At 39.4% G+C, this 16,721-nt stretch carries 14 protein-coding genes; 5 read left to right on the forward strand and 9 right to left on the reverse strand.

The features are described from left to right. Positions 1–63 precede the first annotated feature (63 nt). Complete coding sequence (locus tag PN497_RS06705; protein WP_096567222.1) at positions 64–663, forward strand: hypothetical protein; 600 nt, start codon at positions 64–66, stop codon at positions 661–663. 118 nt (positions 664–781) lie between these two features. On the opposite strand, the gene galE is transcribed toward PN497_RS06705, so the two are convergent. Next, the gene (galE, locus tag PN497_RS06710; protein WP_096567224.1) at positions 782–1,780 is read right to left on the reverse strand and encodes a UDP-glucose 4-epimerase GalE; all 999 of its coding nucleotides are present in this window, start codon (positions 1,778–1,780) and stop codon (positions 782–784) included. A 475-nt stretch (positions 1,781–2,255) separates the two neighbouring features. Between galE and PN497_RS06715 the strand changes: the two genes are divergently transcribed. Then, positions 2,256–2,897 (forward strand): hypothetical protein, encoded by a 642-nt coding sequence (locus tag PN497_RS06715; protein ID WP_096567226.1) that lies wholly within the window; start codon positions 2,256–2,258, stop codon positions 2,895–2,897. Between the two features lie 152 nt (positions 2,898–3,049). Beyond that, positions 3,050–4,801, forward strand: a complete 1,752-nt coding sequence (locus PN497_RS06720) for an ABC transporter ATP-binding protein (protein WP_096567228.1) — start codon at positions 3,050–3,052, stop codon at positions 4,799–4,801. Between the two features lie 243 nt (positions 4,802–5,044). On the opposite strand, the gene PN497_RS06725 is transcribed toward PN497_RS06720, so the two are convergent. The 6 genes from PN497_RS06725 to PN497_RS06750 form a co-directional block, all read right to left on the reverse strand. Further along, positions 5,045–7,936, reverse strand: coding sequence for an ATP-binding protein (locus tag PN497_RS06725; protein WP_096567230.1), 2,892 nt, complete (start codon positions 7,934–7,936; stop codon positions 5,045–5,047). 304 nt (positions 7,937–8,240) lie between these two features. Next, positions 8,241–8,747, reverse strand: a complete 507-nt coding sequence (locus PN497_RS06730; RefSeq protein WP_272109827.1) for a DUF3368 domain-containing protein — start codon at positions 8,745–8,747, stop codon at positions 8,241–8,243. A 52-nt stretch (positions 8,748–8,799) separates the two neighbouring features. Continuing rightward, on the reverse strand, positions 8,800–9,051 hold the full coding sequence (locus PN497_RS06735) for a UPF0175 family protein (protein WP_096572637.1): 252 nt from the start codon (positions 9,049–9,051) through the stop codon (positions 8,800–8,802). A 20-nt stretch (positions 9,052–9,071) separates the two neighbouring features. Next, a complete protein-coding gene (locus PN497_RS06740) occupies positions 9,072–10,574 on the reverse strand; it encodes a hypothetical protein (protein ID WP_272109828.1) in 1,503 nt (500 codons plus the stop codon). Next, positions 10,574–11,314, reverse strand: a complete 741-nt coding sequence (locus tag PN497_RS06745; RefSeq protein ID WP_272109829.1) for an SNF2-related protein — start codon at positions 11,312–11,314, stop codon at positions 10,574–10,576. Before PN497_RS06745 ends, PN497_RS06740 begins: the two co-directional genes overlap by 1 nt. A gap of 18 nt (positions 11,315–11,332) precedes the next feature. Then, positions 11,333–11,746 (reverse strand): hypothetical protein, encoded by a 414-nt coding sequence (locus PN497_RS06750; RefSeq protein WP_272109830.1) that lies wholly within the window; start codon positions 11,744–11,746, stop codon positions 11,333–11,335. Between the two features lie 761 nt (positions 11,747–12,507). Between PN497_RS06750 and PN497_RS06755 the strand changes: the two genes are divergently transcribed. Next, entirely contained in the window at positions 12,508–13,326 is an 819-nt protein-coding gene (locus tag PN497_RS06755) for a Uma2 family endonuclease (protein WP_096567232.1), read from the forward strand. 121 nt (positions 13,327–13,447) lie between these two features. Here PN497_RS06755 and PN497_RS06760 read toward each other — a convergent pair whose 3' ends face one another. Next, a complete protein-coding gene (locus PN497_RS06760; RefSeq protein WP_096567234.1) occupies positions 13,448–14,596 on the reverse strand; it encodes an NAD(P)/FAD-dependent oxidoreductase in 1,149 nt (382 codons plus the stop codon). 236 nt (positions 14,597–14,832) lie between these two features. Beyond that, positions 14,833–15,276, reverse strand: coding sequence for a photosystem II protein PsbQ (gene psbQ, locus PN497_RS06765; protein WP_096567236.1), 444 nt, complete (start codon positions 15,274–15,276; stop codon positions 14,833–14,835). Positions 15,277–15,569: 293 nt separating this feature from the next. Here psbQ and PN497_RS06770 point away from each other — a divergent pair, with 293 nt between their 5' ends. After that, positions 15,570–16,001, forward strand: coding sequence for a hypothetical protein (locus PN497_RS06770; RefSeq protein ID WP_096567238.1), 432 nt, complete (start codon positions 15,570–15,572; stop codon positions 15,999–16,001). The last annotated feature ends 720 nt before the right edge of the window (positions 16,002–16,721 follow it).

Below are 16,721 nucleotides of genomic sequence, written 5' to 3' on the forward strand. Positions count from 1 at the left end.
GATAATTATTTATTCCCAATTCCCAATTCCCAATTCCCAATTCCCAATTCCCAATTCCCAATTATGAATTACAAATTATTCCTACTTTTGTTATTTATAACATTTACATCTCTTCCTGTTGCTTCTGCCCATACGGTCAAAATATCAGGTGATATTGGCGGTACTATCCACATTGAACCTAATGATAATCCCCGTGCTGGTGAACCTGCGGCAACTTGGTTTGCTTTGACTCGTAAAGGTGGTAAAGTTCTACCTTTAAAAGAGTGTGATTGTGAGTTGGCTATTTATGCAGAACCCCATGCACCAGAAGAACCGGCACTGCTTGAACCTCCTTTAAAACCCGTTGATGCTGAACGGTATCAAGGCATACCAGGAGCAGACATAATTTTTCCCAAACCAGGAGTTTATGAACTGCAACTGAGTGGAAAACCAGCAACAGCAGAGAGTTTTCGACCTTTTGAGTTAAAGTTTCAAGTTACTGTGGCCGCAGGTAAAGCAATAGCAACACCACAAGTAGTAGAAAATGTAATTGAAGATAATCAACAGAATAATCAACAACAAAATGCGGTTATAGGTTTTGTACAACCTATAATTATCGTGGCAATTTTACTTTTATCTATAGGAATTGTAGTTTTTGTAGTGAAAACACTGAAAAGAGGGTAATGGGTAATTGATAATTGATAATTGATAATGGATAATTGATAATTGGTAAGAATAAACTCTTGCCTTTTGCCTTTTTCTGTCACCAATCACCAATCACCAATCACCAATCACCAATCTCCTACTTATGCCTTTTTTGATGCCAGTTCCAGGCGTGAGTGACAATATCTTTGATATCAGGATATATAGGTTGCCAACCTAAGATTTTTCTGGCTTTTTCGCTACTACCAATGAGAGAAGGAGGATCACCAGGACGGCGATCGCATTCTTGAACTGATATATTTATTCCTGTCACTTCTTGAGCAGCAGCAATAACTTCTCTCACAGAAAAACCGTTACCATTACCTAAATTGAAAACATTACTTTCACCACCTTTAAGCAGATATTCCAAACCTAAAATATGGGCATCTGCTAAATCAGAAACGTGAATATAATCACGAATACAAGTACCATCAGGGGTGGGATAATCAGTACCAAAAATAGAAATTGATTGGCGTTGACCTAAAGCTGTCTGTAATACCAAAGGAATTAAATGAGTTTCGGGATTATGATCCTCTCCTAATAAACCACTAGGATCAGCACCAGCAGCATTAAAATAGCGGAAACATACAGATTTTAAACCGTAAGCAACATCAAAATCCGAGAGTATCCTTTCCACCATTAACTTAGTAGCACCATAGGGGTTAATGGGATTTTGGGGATGATCCTCAGTGATAGGGATAAATTTTGGGACTCCGTAAGTGGCACAGGTAGAAGAAAAGACAAATTTTTTAATAGACGCTGCCAGCATCGCTTCCAATAACGTCAAAGTTGCCACAACATTATTACGGTAATATTTGTCCGGGTCAGTTACGGATTCACCCACATAGGCATAAGCAGAAAAGTGCATAACTGCTTCAATTTTGTGGGTTTGAAACAGATGATCCAACAGGGGACGATCTTCTATATCACCTTCAATGAGTTTTACCTGCAAAACCTGTTCTACCAAATCTCGATGGCCATAGACCAGATTATCCAAGATTAACACCTGATAACCCGCTTGCAGTAAGGCTTTCACGGCATGAGAACCGATGTATCCTGCTCCCCCTGTGACTAGGACGGTGGGGTTTTGCGTTGACATAGTTGTTCCTTTTAACGAGTTGACGACGACTACTCAATTAATTTATGCCACTGGTGTTAGGTTAGTCTTTTGAAAAATTCCAAATAATACACTCAGTGTCAAAAATTTGCTCTAAAATCACTACGACGGTAGTCTGTGTGCGTGAAGTGGGAGTTATTTTTAAGTCAGTGATAAATTGCAGTTTGACGATAAAATAAACCCACTTATAGCAGGAGTCAGAAGTCGTAGGGGCGAAGCATTCGGAAAATAGCCTTTTCATAAAATTGATAATTAGTCGCCCGAATGCTTCGCCCGTACAGGAGTCAGGAGGAGGCAGTGCGGTCTTGGGGTCTCCCCAAGTGAAGCAACTGCCGTTCAGGAGTAACACCCTGTTTTAGCCAGACTTCCATTACTACACTGAGGTTTTAACCGCCTTGGTGGTTGCTATACCTGATCCTCATAGACTAGCCGCACAAGAAAATTAGAGAGTTAATCTATGTTTCAATTACTCAGCCGGGTCTTATTGTGGCTATTAATTGGCGTTGTTGCCTATTCTTTGTTCCAAAGATTCTACCCAACAGTAAGCTTTGTTGGCCGATTTGTGTTAGGGATTGTACTGGTTGTTTTAGCTTTGGCATTTTTTAATCCTGGTGAACCTGCGGTGGCATCCCTGTGGCGGTTTATCTCGTTTCCTCTCAAACCTCTGGGCGCAGCCACTTTAATGTTGATGCTTGCTGCCCAAAAAATTAAAGGCGGTGGCATAGAAAAACCAGGGGGATATTTGTTAGGTTGGGCGTTGACAATTTTGTTATTGTCGAGTACACCCGCTATTGCTTACTTTTTAGTTAGATCACCAGTTGCAGCTATATTGCCTCCTCCTACATTGGTAGCAACAGTACCAGCTATTAACCAAACTATTAACAGTGCCAATACCATCTCCGATGTGATGACTGCTGGCATCTTACCTGTGGGTGATGTGAAAATCCCATCTTATCTACTACAAAATCCTCAAGCTATCAGTACAAGGGGGTTGCGTGTAGAAGATTTTGTACCTAATGCGGAAACTCTGCAACTCACAACCCAAGTTTGGGAAAGTTATCTTAATCAAATTTACGTTTTCTTACGTGGGCGCTCGTGATCAGGAGGCAGGGGCAGTAAAATTTTAGATTTTAGATTTTAGATTTTAGATTTTAGATGACAAAAACAATCCAAAATCCAAAATCCTTTCATTGAATCGCCCAATGCCCCTGCCTTTTGCGATTTAGGATGACAAAGTGTAAAATTGCTTAAATGGCACAATCTCGACGGCTTGCTAAACTCGGTAGTTACTTACGTCCCCATTGGCAGGATACTGCTTTGGGCATTATTGCCTTATTGTCTGTCAATGGGTTGGGCGTTTATATTCCTTTGCTGATTCGCTCTGGGGTGGATACAGTTTCCACAACTTTTAGATTGGATCAGGTACTACGTTATGTAGTAATCATTATCGCCCTCAGTTCCGCAATGTGGATGATGCGTATGGCTTCCCGCATCTGGATTTTTGGTGTGGGTCGTCAGGTAGAATTTGAACTGAAACAGCGAATTTTTGAGCATTTACTTCAACTAGAACCGTCTTATTTTGCCAGTAATACTTCTGGTGATCTTATTAGTCGGGCTACTAGCGATGTGGACAATATCAGGCGGTTGTTGGGTTTTGCGGTATTGAGTTTAGCAAATACTTTTTTTGCTTATACTCTGACGCTGCCAGTAATGCTATCAATTAGTGTGGATCTGACTTTAGCTTCTCTGGCAGTTTATCCGTTTATGTTTTTGTTGGTGCATTTTTTTAGCGATCGCCTACGCACACAACAAGCTGCTGTCCAAGAACAACTTTCGGATATTAGCGAACTGATCCAAGAAGATATCAGTGGTATTTCTTTGATTAAAATTTACGCTCAAGAAGAAAATGAGCGTCGAGCTTTTCAAAAGAAAAATCAGGCTTTATTAACAGCTAACTTGACATTAGCTAAAACCCGCAGTACTCTGTTTCCTCTGATTGGTGGTTTAGCTAATATTAGTTCCCTAATTATTATTTGGTTGGGAACTATGCGGATATCTTCTGGTAATCTGGCTGTGGGTGATTTTTTGGCTTTATTGATTTATGTAGAGCGTTTAGTTTTCCCCACGGCTTTATTAGGTTTTACCATTACTGCTTACCAAAGAGGTGAAGTTAGTATTGATCGGTTAGAATCAATTTTTAGTATCATTCCCAAAATTCAAGATCCACCTGATGCTATTTCTCTACCCACAAATACAGTTAAAGGTGAAGTTACAGCCAAAAATTTTAGTTACACCTACCCTGGTGCTAATACCCCGGCTTTAGATGATATTAACTTTACTATTAAACCAGGGGAAGTGGTAGCAGTGGTCGGGGCTATTGGTTCGGGAAAATCTACTTTAGCTAATGCTTTACCACGGTTGTTGGATATTCAGGAGGAACAGTTATTTTTAGATGGTTTGGATGTTACAAAAATAGTATTAAATGATTTACGAGGGGCGATCGCTTACGTTCCTCAAGATAGTTTTTTGTTTAGTACCACCATTAAAAATAATATCCGTTATGGCGACCCCATTAGTGAACAAGAAAGGGTAGAAGCTGTTGCTAATCTTGCTCAAATAGCCGCTGAAATTAATAATTTCCCCCAGGAATATGAAACAATTGTGGGTGAAAGAGGAATTACCCTTTCCGGTGGCCAGCGACAACGTACATCTTTAGCTAGAGCTATGTTAATTGATGCTCCAGTTTTAATTTTAGATGATGCCCTTTCTAGTGTGGATAATCAAACTGCTACCCAAATTCTGAAAAATCTCTCTAGCGGTACAAAACAGAAAACCGTGATTTTCATTACCCATCAACTTTCAGCAGCGGCGACTGCTGATAGAATCATGGTTATGGATCATGGTAAAATTGTACAAATTGGTAAACATTCAGAACTTGTGGAACAACCAGGATTATATCAAAAATTGTGGAGTCAGCATCAAGTAGAAGAGTTACTACATTGAGTAACTACATTAAAGTAGCAAATTTTCCTGTAAGAGGATGTTTGAAAAGTTTTTAATGTATAAATAAACCCCTCTCCAAACCTCTCCCCGACGCGGGGAGTTTTTGTATTTATTCAGCAAGCCCTAATTATATTCCTCTCTTTTTTGTTTATCCCAACCTAATTTATGAAATCTGAGGTTAATCTCAGTAATTTTTCTATCTGGTAGCATATCCATTATATGAAAGTAAACAGTAAAATTCTTTTAGCGATTTTCGTGTATATCAGTCTCAACATCATTATTTAGCCCCAACTCAGACAGAGCTACTTTTGTTTCTTCAATCTTTTGGGTAGCTATTTCTCCCTCTACTAGAACCTCCACTTTTAATGTTAATTTTAAGTCTTTATTAGTAGCAAACTTGGTCAGCACTTTCGTGTAAAAGTTCATCCATTTTTGCGGTGTAATTACACCACTCCACTTTAATAATTTGGGTAATGCAACTGGGGTTATAATCTCAGGTTCTTTTGTTGGTTCTGGTTCATCTTGGGGCTGATTAGTATTATTGCTAACATAGGATGCTGGTTTCTCTCCTACAGTGTTTGTAATAGGTGCAGAACTACTGTTAGTATTAGCTGGGGTGTAAGTACCAGTTGGCTCGGTTTGCGGTGTCGTTGATGGGGTTTCAGAAACTGTTACACTTGCAGCTAAAGCTGTTTGGTAAGCTGCTGCTGTTTCTTGGGTGATGATGAACATATCCTCAGAAATTTCCACCTCCGCAGAGGTAAAGGTGCATTGGTAGTGAAACGGTTCATAACCATTGCTGGTTTTACCAACATAAGCTAAAGTTCCATCTTTGACACCGCGAGAGATGGCCTCTTTGACAGCATCACTATTCAACAGTCTGGGAAATAATGGAGATGCAAAAAAAGCATCGCGGACAGCTTTGGTACTCCATTCTGTAAATGCTGGTGGCCAATTTCTGCTTAAAAAGCGAGGGTTAATAATATCAATAACATCGTCACTTTGCCGTAATTTATTGATAATTAAGTTAACTAATTTATCGGCTTGACTAGAGTTAACTTGTCCAAAATCAATTACACGAATTTTGTTATCTTTACCCAATAAAGCAACATATTTATAGGCATTCCACACGCTTTCTTTTAAGTTGGATTCACATTTTTTCAGATTTTCTCCTAATTGTCGGTTTTGGTTTTCATCTAGTCCTTGTTCCTCGTCCCGTATATCTTCCCAAGCTAAAACTTTTCTCGCTTCTTCTCGCAGTTTGGTATCAGTATCAGCAACTGCCCAAATTATCCCACTTTTAAAGGTTCTATCTGATGTACCACATTCTTTAGTCATGGACTCTATCATTTTTAGAGTCTGACTATCCTGGATAGAATGTTCTGGTGCTAATATTGCTAAAGTTAAAACAGGACGACTAGAAATCGTACTAGAATTTTCTGGAAAGTAAATTAATTGTATTCCTGGATGAGAAGTAAAAACTTTTTTAATTTCGGCTTTGACTCTTTCTGTAATTCTTGATGATTGAACATTTGCGCGACGGTCTGCTAAAATTTTGTTTAAGTTGGGTGACAGACTAAAACGATATTTATTTTTTTCTATTGACAAATAATAACAATCTGTAGCTAGTGTCTCTAAAACTGTTTCTACATTGCCAATATCTAAAGATGGTTCTGCTACTGCTAACCGAATTTCTGGTATAGTAGATTCTGCACGTAAAATACCACCATTAGATTCAAAAAATATTGTGGTTGTGACTTTGCGGTGCAGTCGTGCTTTTTTAATTTGGTCATCAGCTGCCATATCTAAACGAATAGCATGGGAATCTTTTTTACCACAAATATCAGTTGTTACTGCACCTTCTAATCTATCTTCGCCTAATTGTCCAAAAACAGCAGCGCGAAATTGGGGGTTATCTAGTGGTGCTGTTCCTAAAGTAATTAAGGGGTCACGGTGTGCGACTTGATATCCTTGTTGGTAAGCATTAGATACCCACAATGCTAGGAGTCGTAATACTCCCCTGGTGCGTTGGAAGCGGGGTAAAACTTGCCATTTGCGCTCAAATACTGATAGCACTGAGGGATGGAAAGGATAGGTAGCATAAAAAGCTTCACGGGGGTTATCCACAGGAAACCAATTGGGAAGCTGTTGACGGTGGTCTAGTACCCAGTCTGCGTATTCATTACAGGTATTAATAGCATCTTTTGGTAACATAATCCTACCATCGGCACTGACAGCCCCAGCATCCCATTCAAATAGTCTTCTTCTAATAATTTCTGAAGTTTCCGCTTCTGCTGACATGATGATAGGTTTACCCACCCTATCCAGCATTTTTTTAAATCTTTGTTCATCTCCTTCATCGGCTGAGGTGTATTCCATTTCGGAAGCGGGAATGGAAACTACTAACACTACATTATCTAAACCTCTAGCCGTTTCTGATAATGCTTGAATGAAATTATATAAACTGTTGTGATAACCCTTGCCACGATAGGAACTAACATAATTAATAATTTCATCCATTAATATTAAACAGGGTTGATCTTTAGGCAGAAATTGTTTAATAACATCGCCTTTAGGTTCAATAAATTCTGCTTCGTGTTGTGCTAATATAGCTAAGGCATTTTCTCCACCTAATTGATAAGCAATTTCTCCCCAGGGAGTTTTCCGTAATGGTGTACCATCATTACCACCGCGGCCATTAAGAGAATCAAATTCAGTGCCGACAAATACCGCTACTGCTGCTTTTGGAACTGAGGAAATACCAGCTTTTTGTAATATCTTTTGTACACCAGTCCAATTATTAGCAATAGCACCACCTTTAGCTAAATGATAAAGTAAAGTTAAGGCGTGGGTTTTACCGCCACCAAATTGAGTAGAAAGATTAAAAATAGCAGAAGTTTCTGTTTTTTCACCCGATAAACGTCGCACAACTTGGGCGGAAAATTCTGTTAAATATTTAGTTAAATAGGTACGTTCAAAAAACCTTTCTGGTTGTTGATAGTCAGCAGGTGCTTTTTGATTTCTAACCTGGTCTAAATGTACTGCAAATTCCGCAGCATCTAAAGGTTTACCTTCCCGTAGGTCTTCGCGGGGTGTTAGTCCATCAATTTTGTACCAAGGTTTAATAGTTGCCATAAATAAATTTAAATGTGTGTGGGAGTGCGGAGTGGGGAGTGTTTGGGTTATGAAGTTAAACCAGAACTTCTTGAACAATTTATTTGCTAAACTCCATCCATCTTGAAAACTTGAGTTTGCGCCATAAAAAAACTATAGGTTTCAACTTGAACGGGGCTTATAGCAGAAAGCAAAAGGCAAAAGGCAATAGTAAAACCCTTACTATGATTAGGTTTCAATACTCAATCATGTCCTAATCATCCTGGCTACAGCTATAAATGAGAAAATTGATCTCAAAAGTGAAGGATTTGGATAGGATATAGAATTATTCCCCTACTAATCTTAATGCTTGATTTATCACTTTATCAGATAAATACATTCCACAGAGGCGCAGTTGTTCTAAAACTGGGCGTGCAGATGGAATTATCCCTCGTTGTTTAGCTGTAAGAACTATACCTAAAGTTCCCCGGAGGGGAATGCCCAAAGCTGCTGCACAACGACGGGCTGCTAAATCATCAATAATTACCTCAGTGCCAGGATTTACATAAGCCCAAGTTAAAACCGCAGATTCACCAGCCCCTAAATCCCAAGTTTGAATGATGCTGGGTATGGGAGGTGTTTCTGTCACTACCAACCAGGAGGTATGAGCGAGACTAGAGGCGGTGATGTCTGTTTCTCCATAAGCCTGAATTTCAGTGGACACTGCTTGAGGAACAGTGATTTCCGGGCTGACTATCTGCAATAAATGGAGAAAACCACCTTTAGTCAAAAAAATTAGGGGAGAGGTGTTAATTGCAGGTTTGATGGCAATACTTGGCAATTTTTCAGTCACGGCTTAATCTTTGGGCTTTAATAGGTAATTGTTGGGGACAAAATACAGGTTTTTATTCACGGGCTAATTCTTGTTCTAAATCATCAAAATCTACAGAAAATACATCCACTTGTTCACGGGCTAGGGCTGCAAGAAAGTCGCGGCGGTTTAACCCGGCAATTTGTGCAGCTTTCTCTTGAGAAATTTCCGCTTTTTGATACCAGTATATAGCGGCTGCTAGGCGCATATCACGTACAAAGTCATCTGGGGAAAGACGACGGGCTGAAAATACTTCTGGGGGTAAGTCTAGATTTACTTTCGTCATAAAGTTAGCTTCCATGAAAATTAAAATCCTAGTCCTTTCTTTCTGGCTAATACCCCATCTACCCAGCGTTTTTCCTCTGTACCGATGGGGTATAATGCTGATAATGCCTGAGCAAGTCCCCAAAAGCGTTGGTCGTTTCCTGCTCCTTCATCTACTAAAAAGCGTTTCAGGGCTTCGCTACGTCCGGCTGCAAATAAAATCATGCTTTGGTGAATGCGGTCTAATGTGGTGTTACCTAGTTGGGGTACGGTTTTTTCTCCCCAGTCTGTATCCTCTTCTGTTTCAGGGATACCCAGGACTGCGAATAAGTTGAGTTGTTCGGTTTCTTTCTTTTTGCCTTTTTTACCTTTGGTTTTGCTGGGGGTTTGGGCTTCTTCTTTACCAAATAAATATTGTGTACGTTCTGATACTGGTAAAAGTTTGGCGGTGCTGCCTTTGACTTCTACTAAGCGGGTAAGTTGTTCTAAGTGTGCGCCTAGTCCTTGGGCTATTTTCCGGGCTGCGTCAAATTCTAGGGTGTAACCGCCTGTTTTACTGGTTTTGCTGCTGGTTTCGTCGTCTTCGTCGTCGGGTTCTGATTCGCTGGTTTCGTTGTTGTCAATGCTACCTGTGGAAAGTGTCCATAACCACATGGCGGTGAGGCGGGCATCTTCTTCAAAGCTGGTAGTATCTGCGTTTGAGAAAATCATACTCAGTGCTTCTTTGGAGACTGCTGCCCATACGTATTCTAGGTATTCTTTGAGGGTGACAAGTTCGCCGGAGGCTTTTTCAACGCTGGAGTAGCGGGAGAATATTTCTAAAGCGGGTCCGAGGCAAGCAAAGATGGCATCTGCACCTACTACGCCTTCTGATGCTAGTCTGGGCATCCATTCATGTATGCGTTGGGGCAGTTCTTGGAGTACGTCGCGCCAGTCGCCGATATCATCAGAGTTGCGGGGACGGCAGACTATATGAACTGATGAAGCGAGGGCGGCAGAATCTTTTGCTCTAAGACGTGAACTCATTTCGGTATCAATAGGCCAAGATGCTGTTACAATCCAGCCCGCCTCAATCATCGCTTGTAAAAGAGATTCCCACCCAGATGTAGATTTATGGGCAAATACAACTACACCTATACCATGAGGTTGTAGAATACGACGACCTTCTTTTAGGGATTTAGTCATAGTTTGTACAAAATAATCCCTATCTTTACCCTTGATTTCATCAACTATACATTCTTCATCTTTATCAGTTAATTCTAAATTGAACAAACTCTTACAAGACCCTATTATTACTCTTTTTAACCATACGTAAAAATAATCAGATAAATCTGCATAGGGAACTGCATCAAAATAAGGTGGATCGGTAATAAATGCTTGGATAAAGTTATCAGGTAAAGGATGCGAAGAAGCTGATGACTGTACAACATCACCACACTCCAAATTAGAATTCACAATATAATTAATTCCATCTACTACTCTTTTAATAACCGATTCAGGTGAACCACCAGCACCAGCCAACAAATTAACTTCACCAAAATCCATTACGATCTGAATCGCCCAACGCACAAAAAAAAGCGACGTTGTAACATAGCCATGGTAAAACCTAACGCCCTACCTCTGGCTGTATCATCACTGGCAGCTTTGATTGATTGGTCTTCTACATAATCAGTAAGTGCATTATAAAATGCTAACTCTTCTGCATCAATTTGAAATTCTATGGTTTCAACTTTACGGTTAGTGAATAGTTTTTTCACAATTCCTGTTTCTGCATCGGGAAATGTTTTTAACGATTCTTTAGTGCGACGTAGGTAAAAAGGAGCATTATTCCGTTTCATTGCTTCTTCTAAACTTTGGACATCTCCATAAACATCTCGGTCTAATAATTCTAGGAATAAACAAAAGTTTTTTGGATCACCTTTATGGGGCGTGGCTGTCATTAATAAATAGTGGTCGGTAATTTTTGCCAGTTCTTCACCGAGTTTATAGGCTAAGGTTTTACTATCGGAACTGTAGGCACTCATTTTATGTGCTTCGTCTACAATAATTAAGTCCCAGTTACTTCTTAATAAACTGTCTTTTGCGTCTTCGATGCGAGAAACCCAAGATACGGAAGTGACAACTTGATTTTTTTCTTGCCAGGGATTAGAACCATAGTTAGCGCGTAGCACATCACCGCGTATCACTTCAAATTCTTCTCGAAATTTGTCTTTGAGTTCTCGCTGCCATTGAAATGTCAGGTTAGCAGGGGTGATAATTAGTGTACGTTGAACTAATCCTCTCACTTTCAGTTCTTTCAGTAGTCACCCTGCCATGATGGTTTTTCCAGCACCGGGGTCATCTGCGAGTAAGAACCGGATGCGTGGTTGTTTGAGGAAATAGTCGTAAACTGCTTCTAGTTGGTGTGGTAAGGGGTCTACACGAGCGATCGCCAACGCGAAATAAGGGTCATATTCATAGGACAACCCCAAACGTAATGCTTCTACACCGAACCGAAAATGCTGGGAATTACCATCAAAGGGTTCTTTTTCCGGTGTAGATTCCAACTGTTCCAACTGTTCAGCATTGAGAATTGGTTGATAGGTATGGTTAGTGTTGACTCCTGTACCAATGAGTTTTATTGCATCACCCATTGATACAACGACCAATACCTGTACTGGTTCTGGAAAAATTGAACCATGTACAATTACATTTGCTTTCAGTTGGTCTAGTTTCATGCTGTCACCATTATTTGAGAAATTTCTACTTGTGCCTCTTTACTTCGTTCAATTGCATAACAGTTAGTAGTGTTATAGACAAATATCTTTAAGCTACTTTTCCCGGTTTTACCCGGAATGGGCTTTCCTGCAATACCCCCTCTCCTCCATCTTCTCAAGCTTTTGCTTAATAAGATTTTTACATCTGATTTATAGCTTGATGTAGCAAGTCATATATCAATAAAAATAATAATCAAATTTAAGTGTGGTTGTAAATATTTTTCTAGATTATTGTTTGTTAAATTTCTTTGCTGAAAAGATAAGTATTGTAATAAATCTTCAGTAAATACCTCAGCAGCAACAATGTGGTTTAGACATATAAATGTAAATTACTTAAACAATACTGCGTTGTGTCACGTAAACACTAAACCTCAAAAACTACCAAACATAGCGGTTTTACATAATTTATTAACACTTCTTAGCAATGTTGGACACACATTTTCAACAAAAAACCTCAATATAGTTGTGTTGTACTACTAAAAAGGTCAGGTTACTGGGGTATGCTTTACTCATACTACTCTCTGGGTCCTGTTTATTATCTATTCACAGCTTATACTGAGAGAGCTTTTTTACATCCTTTCCGACTTTTCAAACATCCTCTAAGGGCGAAGCATTCGGGCAACCAATTATCAATTTTGATCACAGGTTATTTTCCGAATGCTTCGCCCCTACGACTCCTGACTCCTATTCCTAACTAGCAACTTGGGTTATTTAATTTATTTATGACTTTATCCCCTCCCCTAAATTCTCAATCAGATCCTCCCCTTCCCCCTTGGGAAAGCCTACCCACAATGTATGATTTACCTAGTGAGAACCCAGAGGAAAAAGGTTTGCCAGACGAATTTCATTTTTTACAACCATTACTTTTATACCTAACTTTTCAACCTATAAACTGGCCACCAGAATTGGTTTATAGTGCTGCTGATCTGAATCTTTATTATCATTTAGAGCATCCTTTATGGTATAAACGTCCAGATTGGTTTGGTGTAATTGGTGTTTCTAGGTTATATAAAGGTGAAGATTTACGTTTAAGTTATGTGACTTGGCAAGAAACAGCAAATCCTTTTGTGGTAGTGGAATTATTATCTCCTGGTACAGAAGATGAAGATTTAGGTAACAAGCAAAGTCAAAAAGATCAACCGCCTACAAATAAACCTCCTACAAAATGGGAAGTTTATGAACGTATTTTGCGGATTCCTTACTATATTGTTTTTAGTCGTTATACCAATGAACTCCGCGCATTTCATTTAGTTGGTGGTCATTATGAACCAATGAATTTAATAAATGGACTTTTACCCATGCCAGAGTTAGGTTTAAGTTTAGGATTATGGTCAGGTTCATTTCGTGGTATTTCTAAGTTGTGGTTAAGGTGGTTTACTCTTGATGGAGAATTAATTCCTGAACCTACAGAAGAAGCTACTAATGCTAAAGAAAGAGCTATTCTTGCTGAACAAGAAGCAACTCAAGCAAAAAGAAAAGCGGAAATACTGGCTGAAAAATTGCGTCAGTTGGGTGTTAATCCTGATGAACTTGATGATTAATTAATTAAATCTTTTTGTCAGAATCAGGATGTCCAGGATTTAAGGATTTACAGGATTAAATCAGGATGGAAAAATTGATTAATTAATCTGTCACCTGTCACCTGTCACCTGTCACCTAATATTAAGAACCTTGATCCATAATCATATTTTGCACGATTGAAGCTGTAGCAGGTGCGAGTAAAACACCGTTGCGATAATGACCAGTGGCTAAAATCACATTACTATAATTAGCTAATTTTTCAATCACGGGTGCTGGTCTACCTTCAGGACGGGGACGCATACCAGACCAAGTGCGGAGAATTTTCGCCTCAGATAAATCTGGACAAAAGGCGATCGCCTGTTGTTTGACAGATTCTAACAATTCTTTTTTAGCTAAAATCTCATCTTCATTATTGGGAAATTCTACCGTAGCACCCACCCAATAGTCACCATTACCCATAGGTACAAGATGAACATCATTGCCAGTAATTACTGGTTGAAAATCAGGATTGCCTAAAACCCGTCCTAAACTTAAATATAAAGCCTGTCCTAAAACTGGGCGAATATTTACCTTATGATTTAATTGTCTAGTGAGTAAAGTTGAACCTAAGCCAGCAGTCACAATAAACCAATCTGCCTCAACTTTAGCTTCTGAAGTTTCCATAAATTTAAGTTTTTCAGTAACATGGGGCGTGATCTGAACTATGTCAGTAGAAGGGGCTTGATGATTGCGTACAGCCACACCAAATTTAAATTTTACCCCATTGCGTTGCGCTGCATCTACCAAAGCTAAAGTTAACGCTGTGGGGTTGAGTTGCAGGTCTTGAGGAGAATAAACAGCACCAATCACAGTAGAATTATTAACTTGTGGACAGAATTTTTCTAGTTTTTCCTTGTCCCACACAGCTAACTGCCATCCTTGAGATTTACGAATTTCCCGTAATTGTTCCCAATCTGTCATTACCTCCACACCACTTTCTAAAGGGTGTTCTGGGTCTTCAGACAATAACATGACAAGACCCTGACGGTTACAAGGAATTTTCCGCCCTGTCATACCTTCCAGTTCAGGAATTAAAGTTTGATAACGTTTAATACTTTCTTCGCGGATCTGCCAAGCTTTACCCTTGGTTTTATGGCTAATAATGCCCATTAAAACACCCAAAGCCGCAGCAGTAGAACCTTGTGCTGGTTGGTTTTTCTCAAAAACAGTGATATTTAAACCTTTAATTTGGCTCAGTTGATAGGCGATCGCTGCCCCAACTACACCACAACCGATAATTACTATATTCATAAATTTTGTAAACAGTGAGGGATGAAGAGTTAAGACTATCCTCTTCACCCTATCACTTGATTAACCTAGCGTTTTGTGACTCAAGACTCAGAGTTATTTAGTTGTCAGTGATTAGTTATCTGGTTAAAGCTGGTGATAGGTAATTGGTAATAGGTAATTGGTAATTGATAATGGGTAAATCTATTACTGTCCCCAGTCCCCAGTCACCAGTTCCCAGTCACCAGTCACCAGTCACTTTACTCTGGAATCAGTTGTAGGAACTTGTCAACATCTGCAAAGGCATCTTTGTAAGCACTTAAAGCTTGACTGGTGTTACCTGCACCAGCAGCTTTGTCAATTTTTACCAAATCACTCAATAAATCCTTGGTAATTTGTCTGGCTTTAGACTGGTCTTGGGGTAATAGGTTGGGGATAACATAGGTCATATTCAGCCTAGCTTCCGTCATTGGTCCATGAATAAAATTACCCACCTTGATCCATTCACCGCTTTGAATCAGGGTTTGCAGTTCTTGTGAGCGATCGCGCACCACCTGAATATCAGGAAAATATTCCTGAATTTTGGCAACTTGAGCCGGTGTGTAAGTTGGAGGTGCAGTAGCAACACTAGGACTGCCACAGCTGATCAGAAATGTAGTCAAGAGTACAAGAATCAGTGACAAAATAGAGCGTTGACGCACCATAAAAGGAAATTAATTTGCTATTTGTTTACCAATTTACAGTGTCATTTTAGATCGCTACTGTAATTTTTCGTTCCTACTAGTGAAAGTTTTGTCAAAAATTCTCTCACTTCATCGGGAGGAAATTCTGGCATCCTGACTCCTGACTCCTGTGATAAATGTGAGGAAATCTTCATTCACAGTTGCAAAACTTCCAATGTTCTTGATAAGCTGAAACACTAATAAGACAAACCTTCTGGCGGGTTTTCTGTTTTCACATCCCCCACAGACCGATGCGATATTAGGAGAGTTTTAACGTGAATGCAGCTGAACAGGCAACAAACCTTGAACTAGCCAGCAAGATTGCTACAGTAGTGAACTTGTTTAAATTAGAGTTTCCTGATGCCAAAAGCGATCTTAAACCTTGGCATAATGACCCAGAAACCAGGGAACTCGTAGATCCTGATTCCATCGACATCGGTTTTCACTTTCCGGGAATCAGCAAATCTTGGCGCTGTCGTAGCGTTTTATTTCAAATCCGTTTTTATCAAGATCCCATCAATAAATCTCGGCGAGCTATTGGGATTGAAGTATCAGGATTTGATCATCGTGGGCAAGCATGGCGACTGTCAACAGTAGATCAATGGAGTTTTGTTGGTGAGTCTTTACCTTCTCCTGTTATTGGTGACAAACTCAAACAAATTTGCAGACAAATATTAGAAGTCTTTAACATAAATTCTGATTTATAAGGAGTCAGGAGTTATGAATTTTGGATTTTGGATTTTGGATTTTGGATTGTTTTTTGCAAATTCAATCTAAAATTTATAATCTAAAATATTTCTCTCTATCTTCCCACACCTTCCCAAGCTAACAAATATCAGGACTTACGCAAAAGGGAACGAAAGTAGGGGTAATACCCTTCGGGAAGCAAGCTACATGAATTACCCCTACGCAAGAATAAGGTTTTCAGTCACATCTTGCGTAAGTCCTAAAATATGATAAATATTCAACAGAAATATCTCTGATTTTCTGTCATAAATATAATTCTATAATTCTATAATTCTGCAAGTTGAATTAATCAGCGTCTAAATATTCCCCAGGTGTTATCTACCATCAACACCACACCGAGGAAATATATGCGCTTTTCCACATTTGGTAAATCAGGTAGATTTTCTTTTCCGTTTGCTGTTAAATGTGTTAGCTTTACGTTTTTTTTTGGAACTTTAATATTTTGTGGTTTTTATATCGGTTCTTCCATGATCTCCTATGTTATCTCCAACTCAAACACTATTCACCCTACCTCAATATCTGGTATTAAAGATTAATAAATTGGTAGTTGGTAATTGGTAATTGGTAATTGGTAATTGGTGATTGGGTTATTCATCTTAACCCAGTCCCCAGTCACCAGTCCCCAGTCACCAGTCACCAGTCACCAGTCCCCAGTCACCAGTCCCCAGTCACCAGTCCCC

Source organism: Sphaerospermopsis kisseleviana CS-549 (genome assembly GCF_028329225.1).
In the GTDB taxonomy this organism is placed as follows: domain Bacteria; phylum Cyanobacteriota; class Cyanobacteriia; order Cyanobacteriales; family Nostocaceae; genus Sphaerospermopsis; species Sphaerospermopsis kisseleviana.

What these genes read in the sequence shown, in the direction of transcription:
- PN497_RS06705 (WP_096567222.1), top strand. Translation starts at nt 64, where the DNA reads ATGAATTACAAATTATTCCTACTTTTGTTATTTATAACATTTACATCT.
- galE (WP_096567224.1), bottom strand. Translation starts at nt 1,780, where the DNA reads ATGTCAACGCAAAACCCCACCGTCCTAGTCACAGGGGGAGCAGGATAC.
- PN497_RS06715 (WP_096567226.1), top strand. Translation starts at nt 2,256, where the DNA reads ATGTTTCAATTACTCAGCCGGGTCTTATTGTGGCTATTAATTGGCGTT.
- PN497_RS06720 (WP_096567228.1), top strand. Translation starts at nt 3,050, where the DNA reads ATGGCACAATCTCGACGGCTTGCTAAACTCGGTAGTTACTTACGTCCC.
- PN497_RS06725 (WP_096567230.1), bottom strand. Translation starts at nt 7,936, where the DNA reads ATGGCAACTATTAAACCTTGGTACAAAATTGATGGACTAACACCCCGC.
- PN497_RS06735 (WP_096572637.1), bottom strand. Translation starts at nt 9,051, where the DNA reads ATGACGAAAGTAAATCTAGACTTACCCCCAGAAGTATTTTCAGCCCGT.
- PN497_RS06740 (WP_272109828.1), bottom strand. Translation starts at nt 10,574, where the DNA reads ATGGATTTTGGTGAAGTTAATTTGTTGGCTGGTGCTGGTGGTTCACCT.
- PN497_RS06750 (WP_272109830.1), bottom strand. Translation starts at nt 11,746, where the DNA reads ATGAAACTAGACCAACTGAAAGCAAATGTAATTGTACATGGTTCAATT.
- PN497_RS06755 (WP_096567232.1), top strand. Translation starts at nt 12,508, where the DNA reads ATGACTTTATCCCCTCCCCTAAATTCTCAATCAGATCCTCCCCTTCCC.
- PN497_RS06760 (WP_096567234.1), bottom strand. Translation starts at nt 14,596, where the DNA reads ATGAATATAGTAATTATCGGTTGTGGTGTAGTTGGGGCAGCGATCGCC.
- psbQ (WP_096567236.1), bottom strand. Translation starts at nt 15,276, where the DNA reads ATGGTGCGTCAACGCTCTATTTTGTCACTGATTCTTGTACTCTTGACT.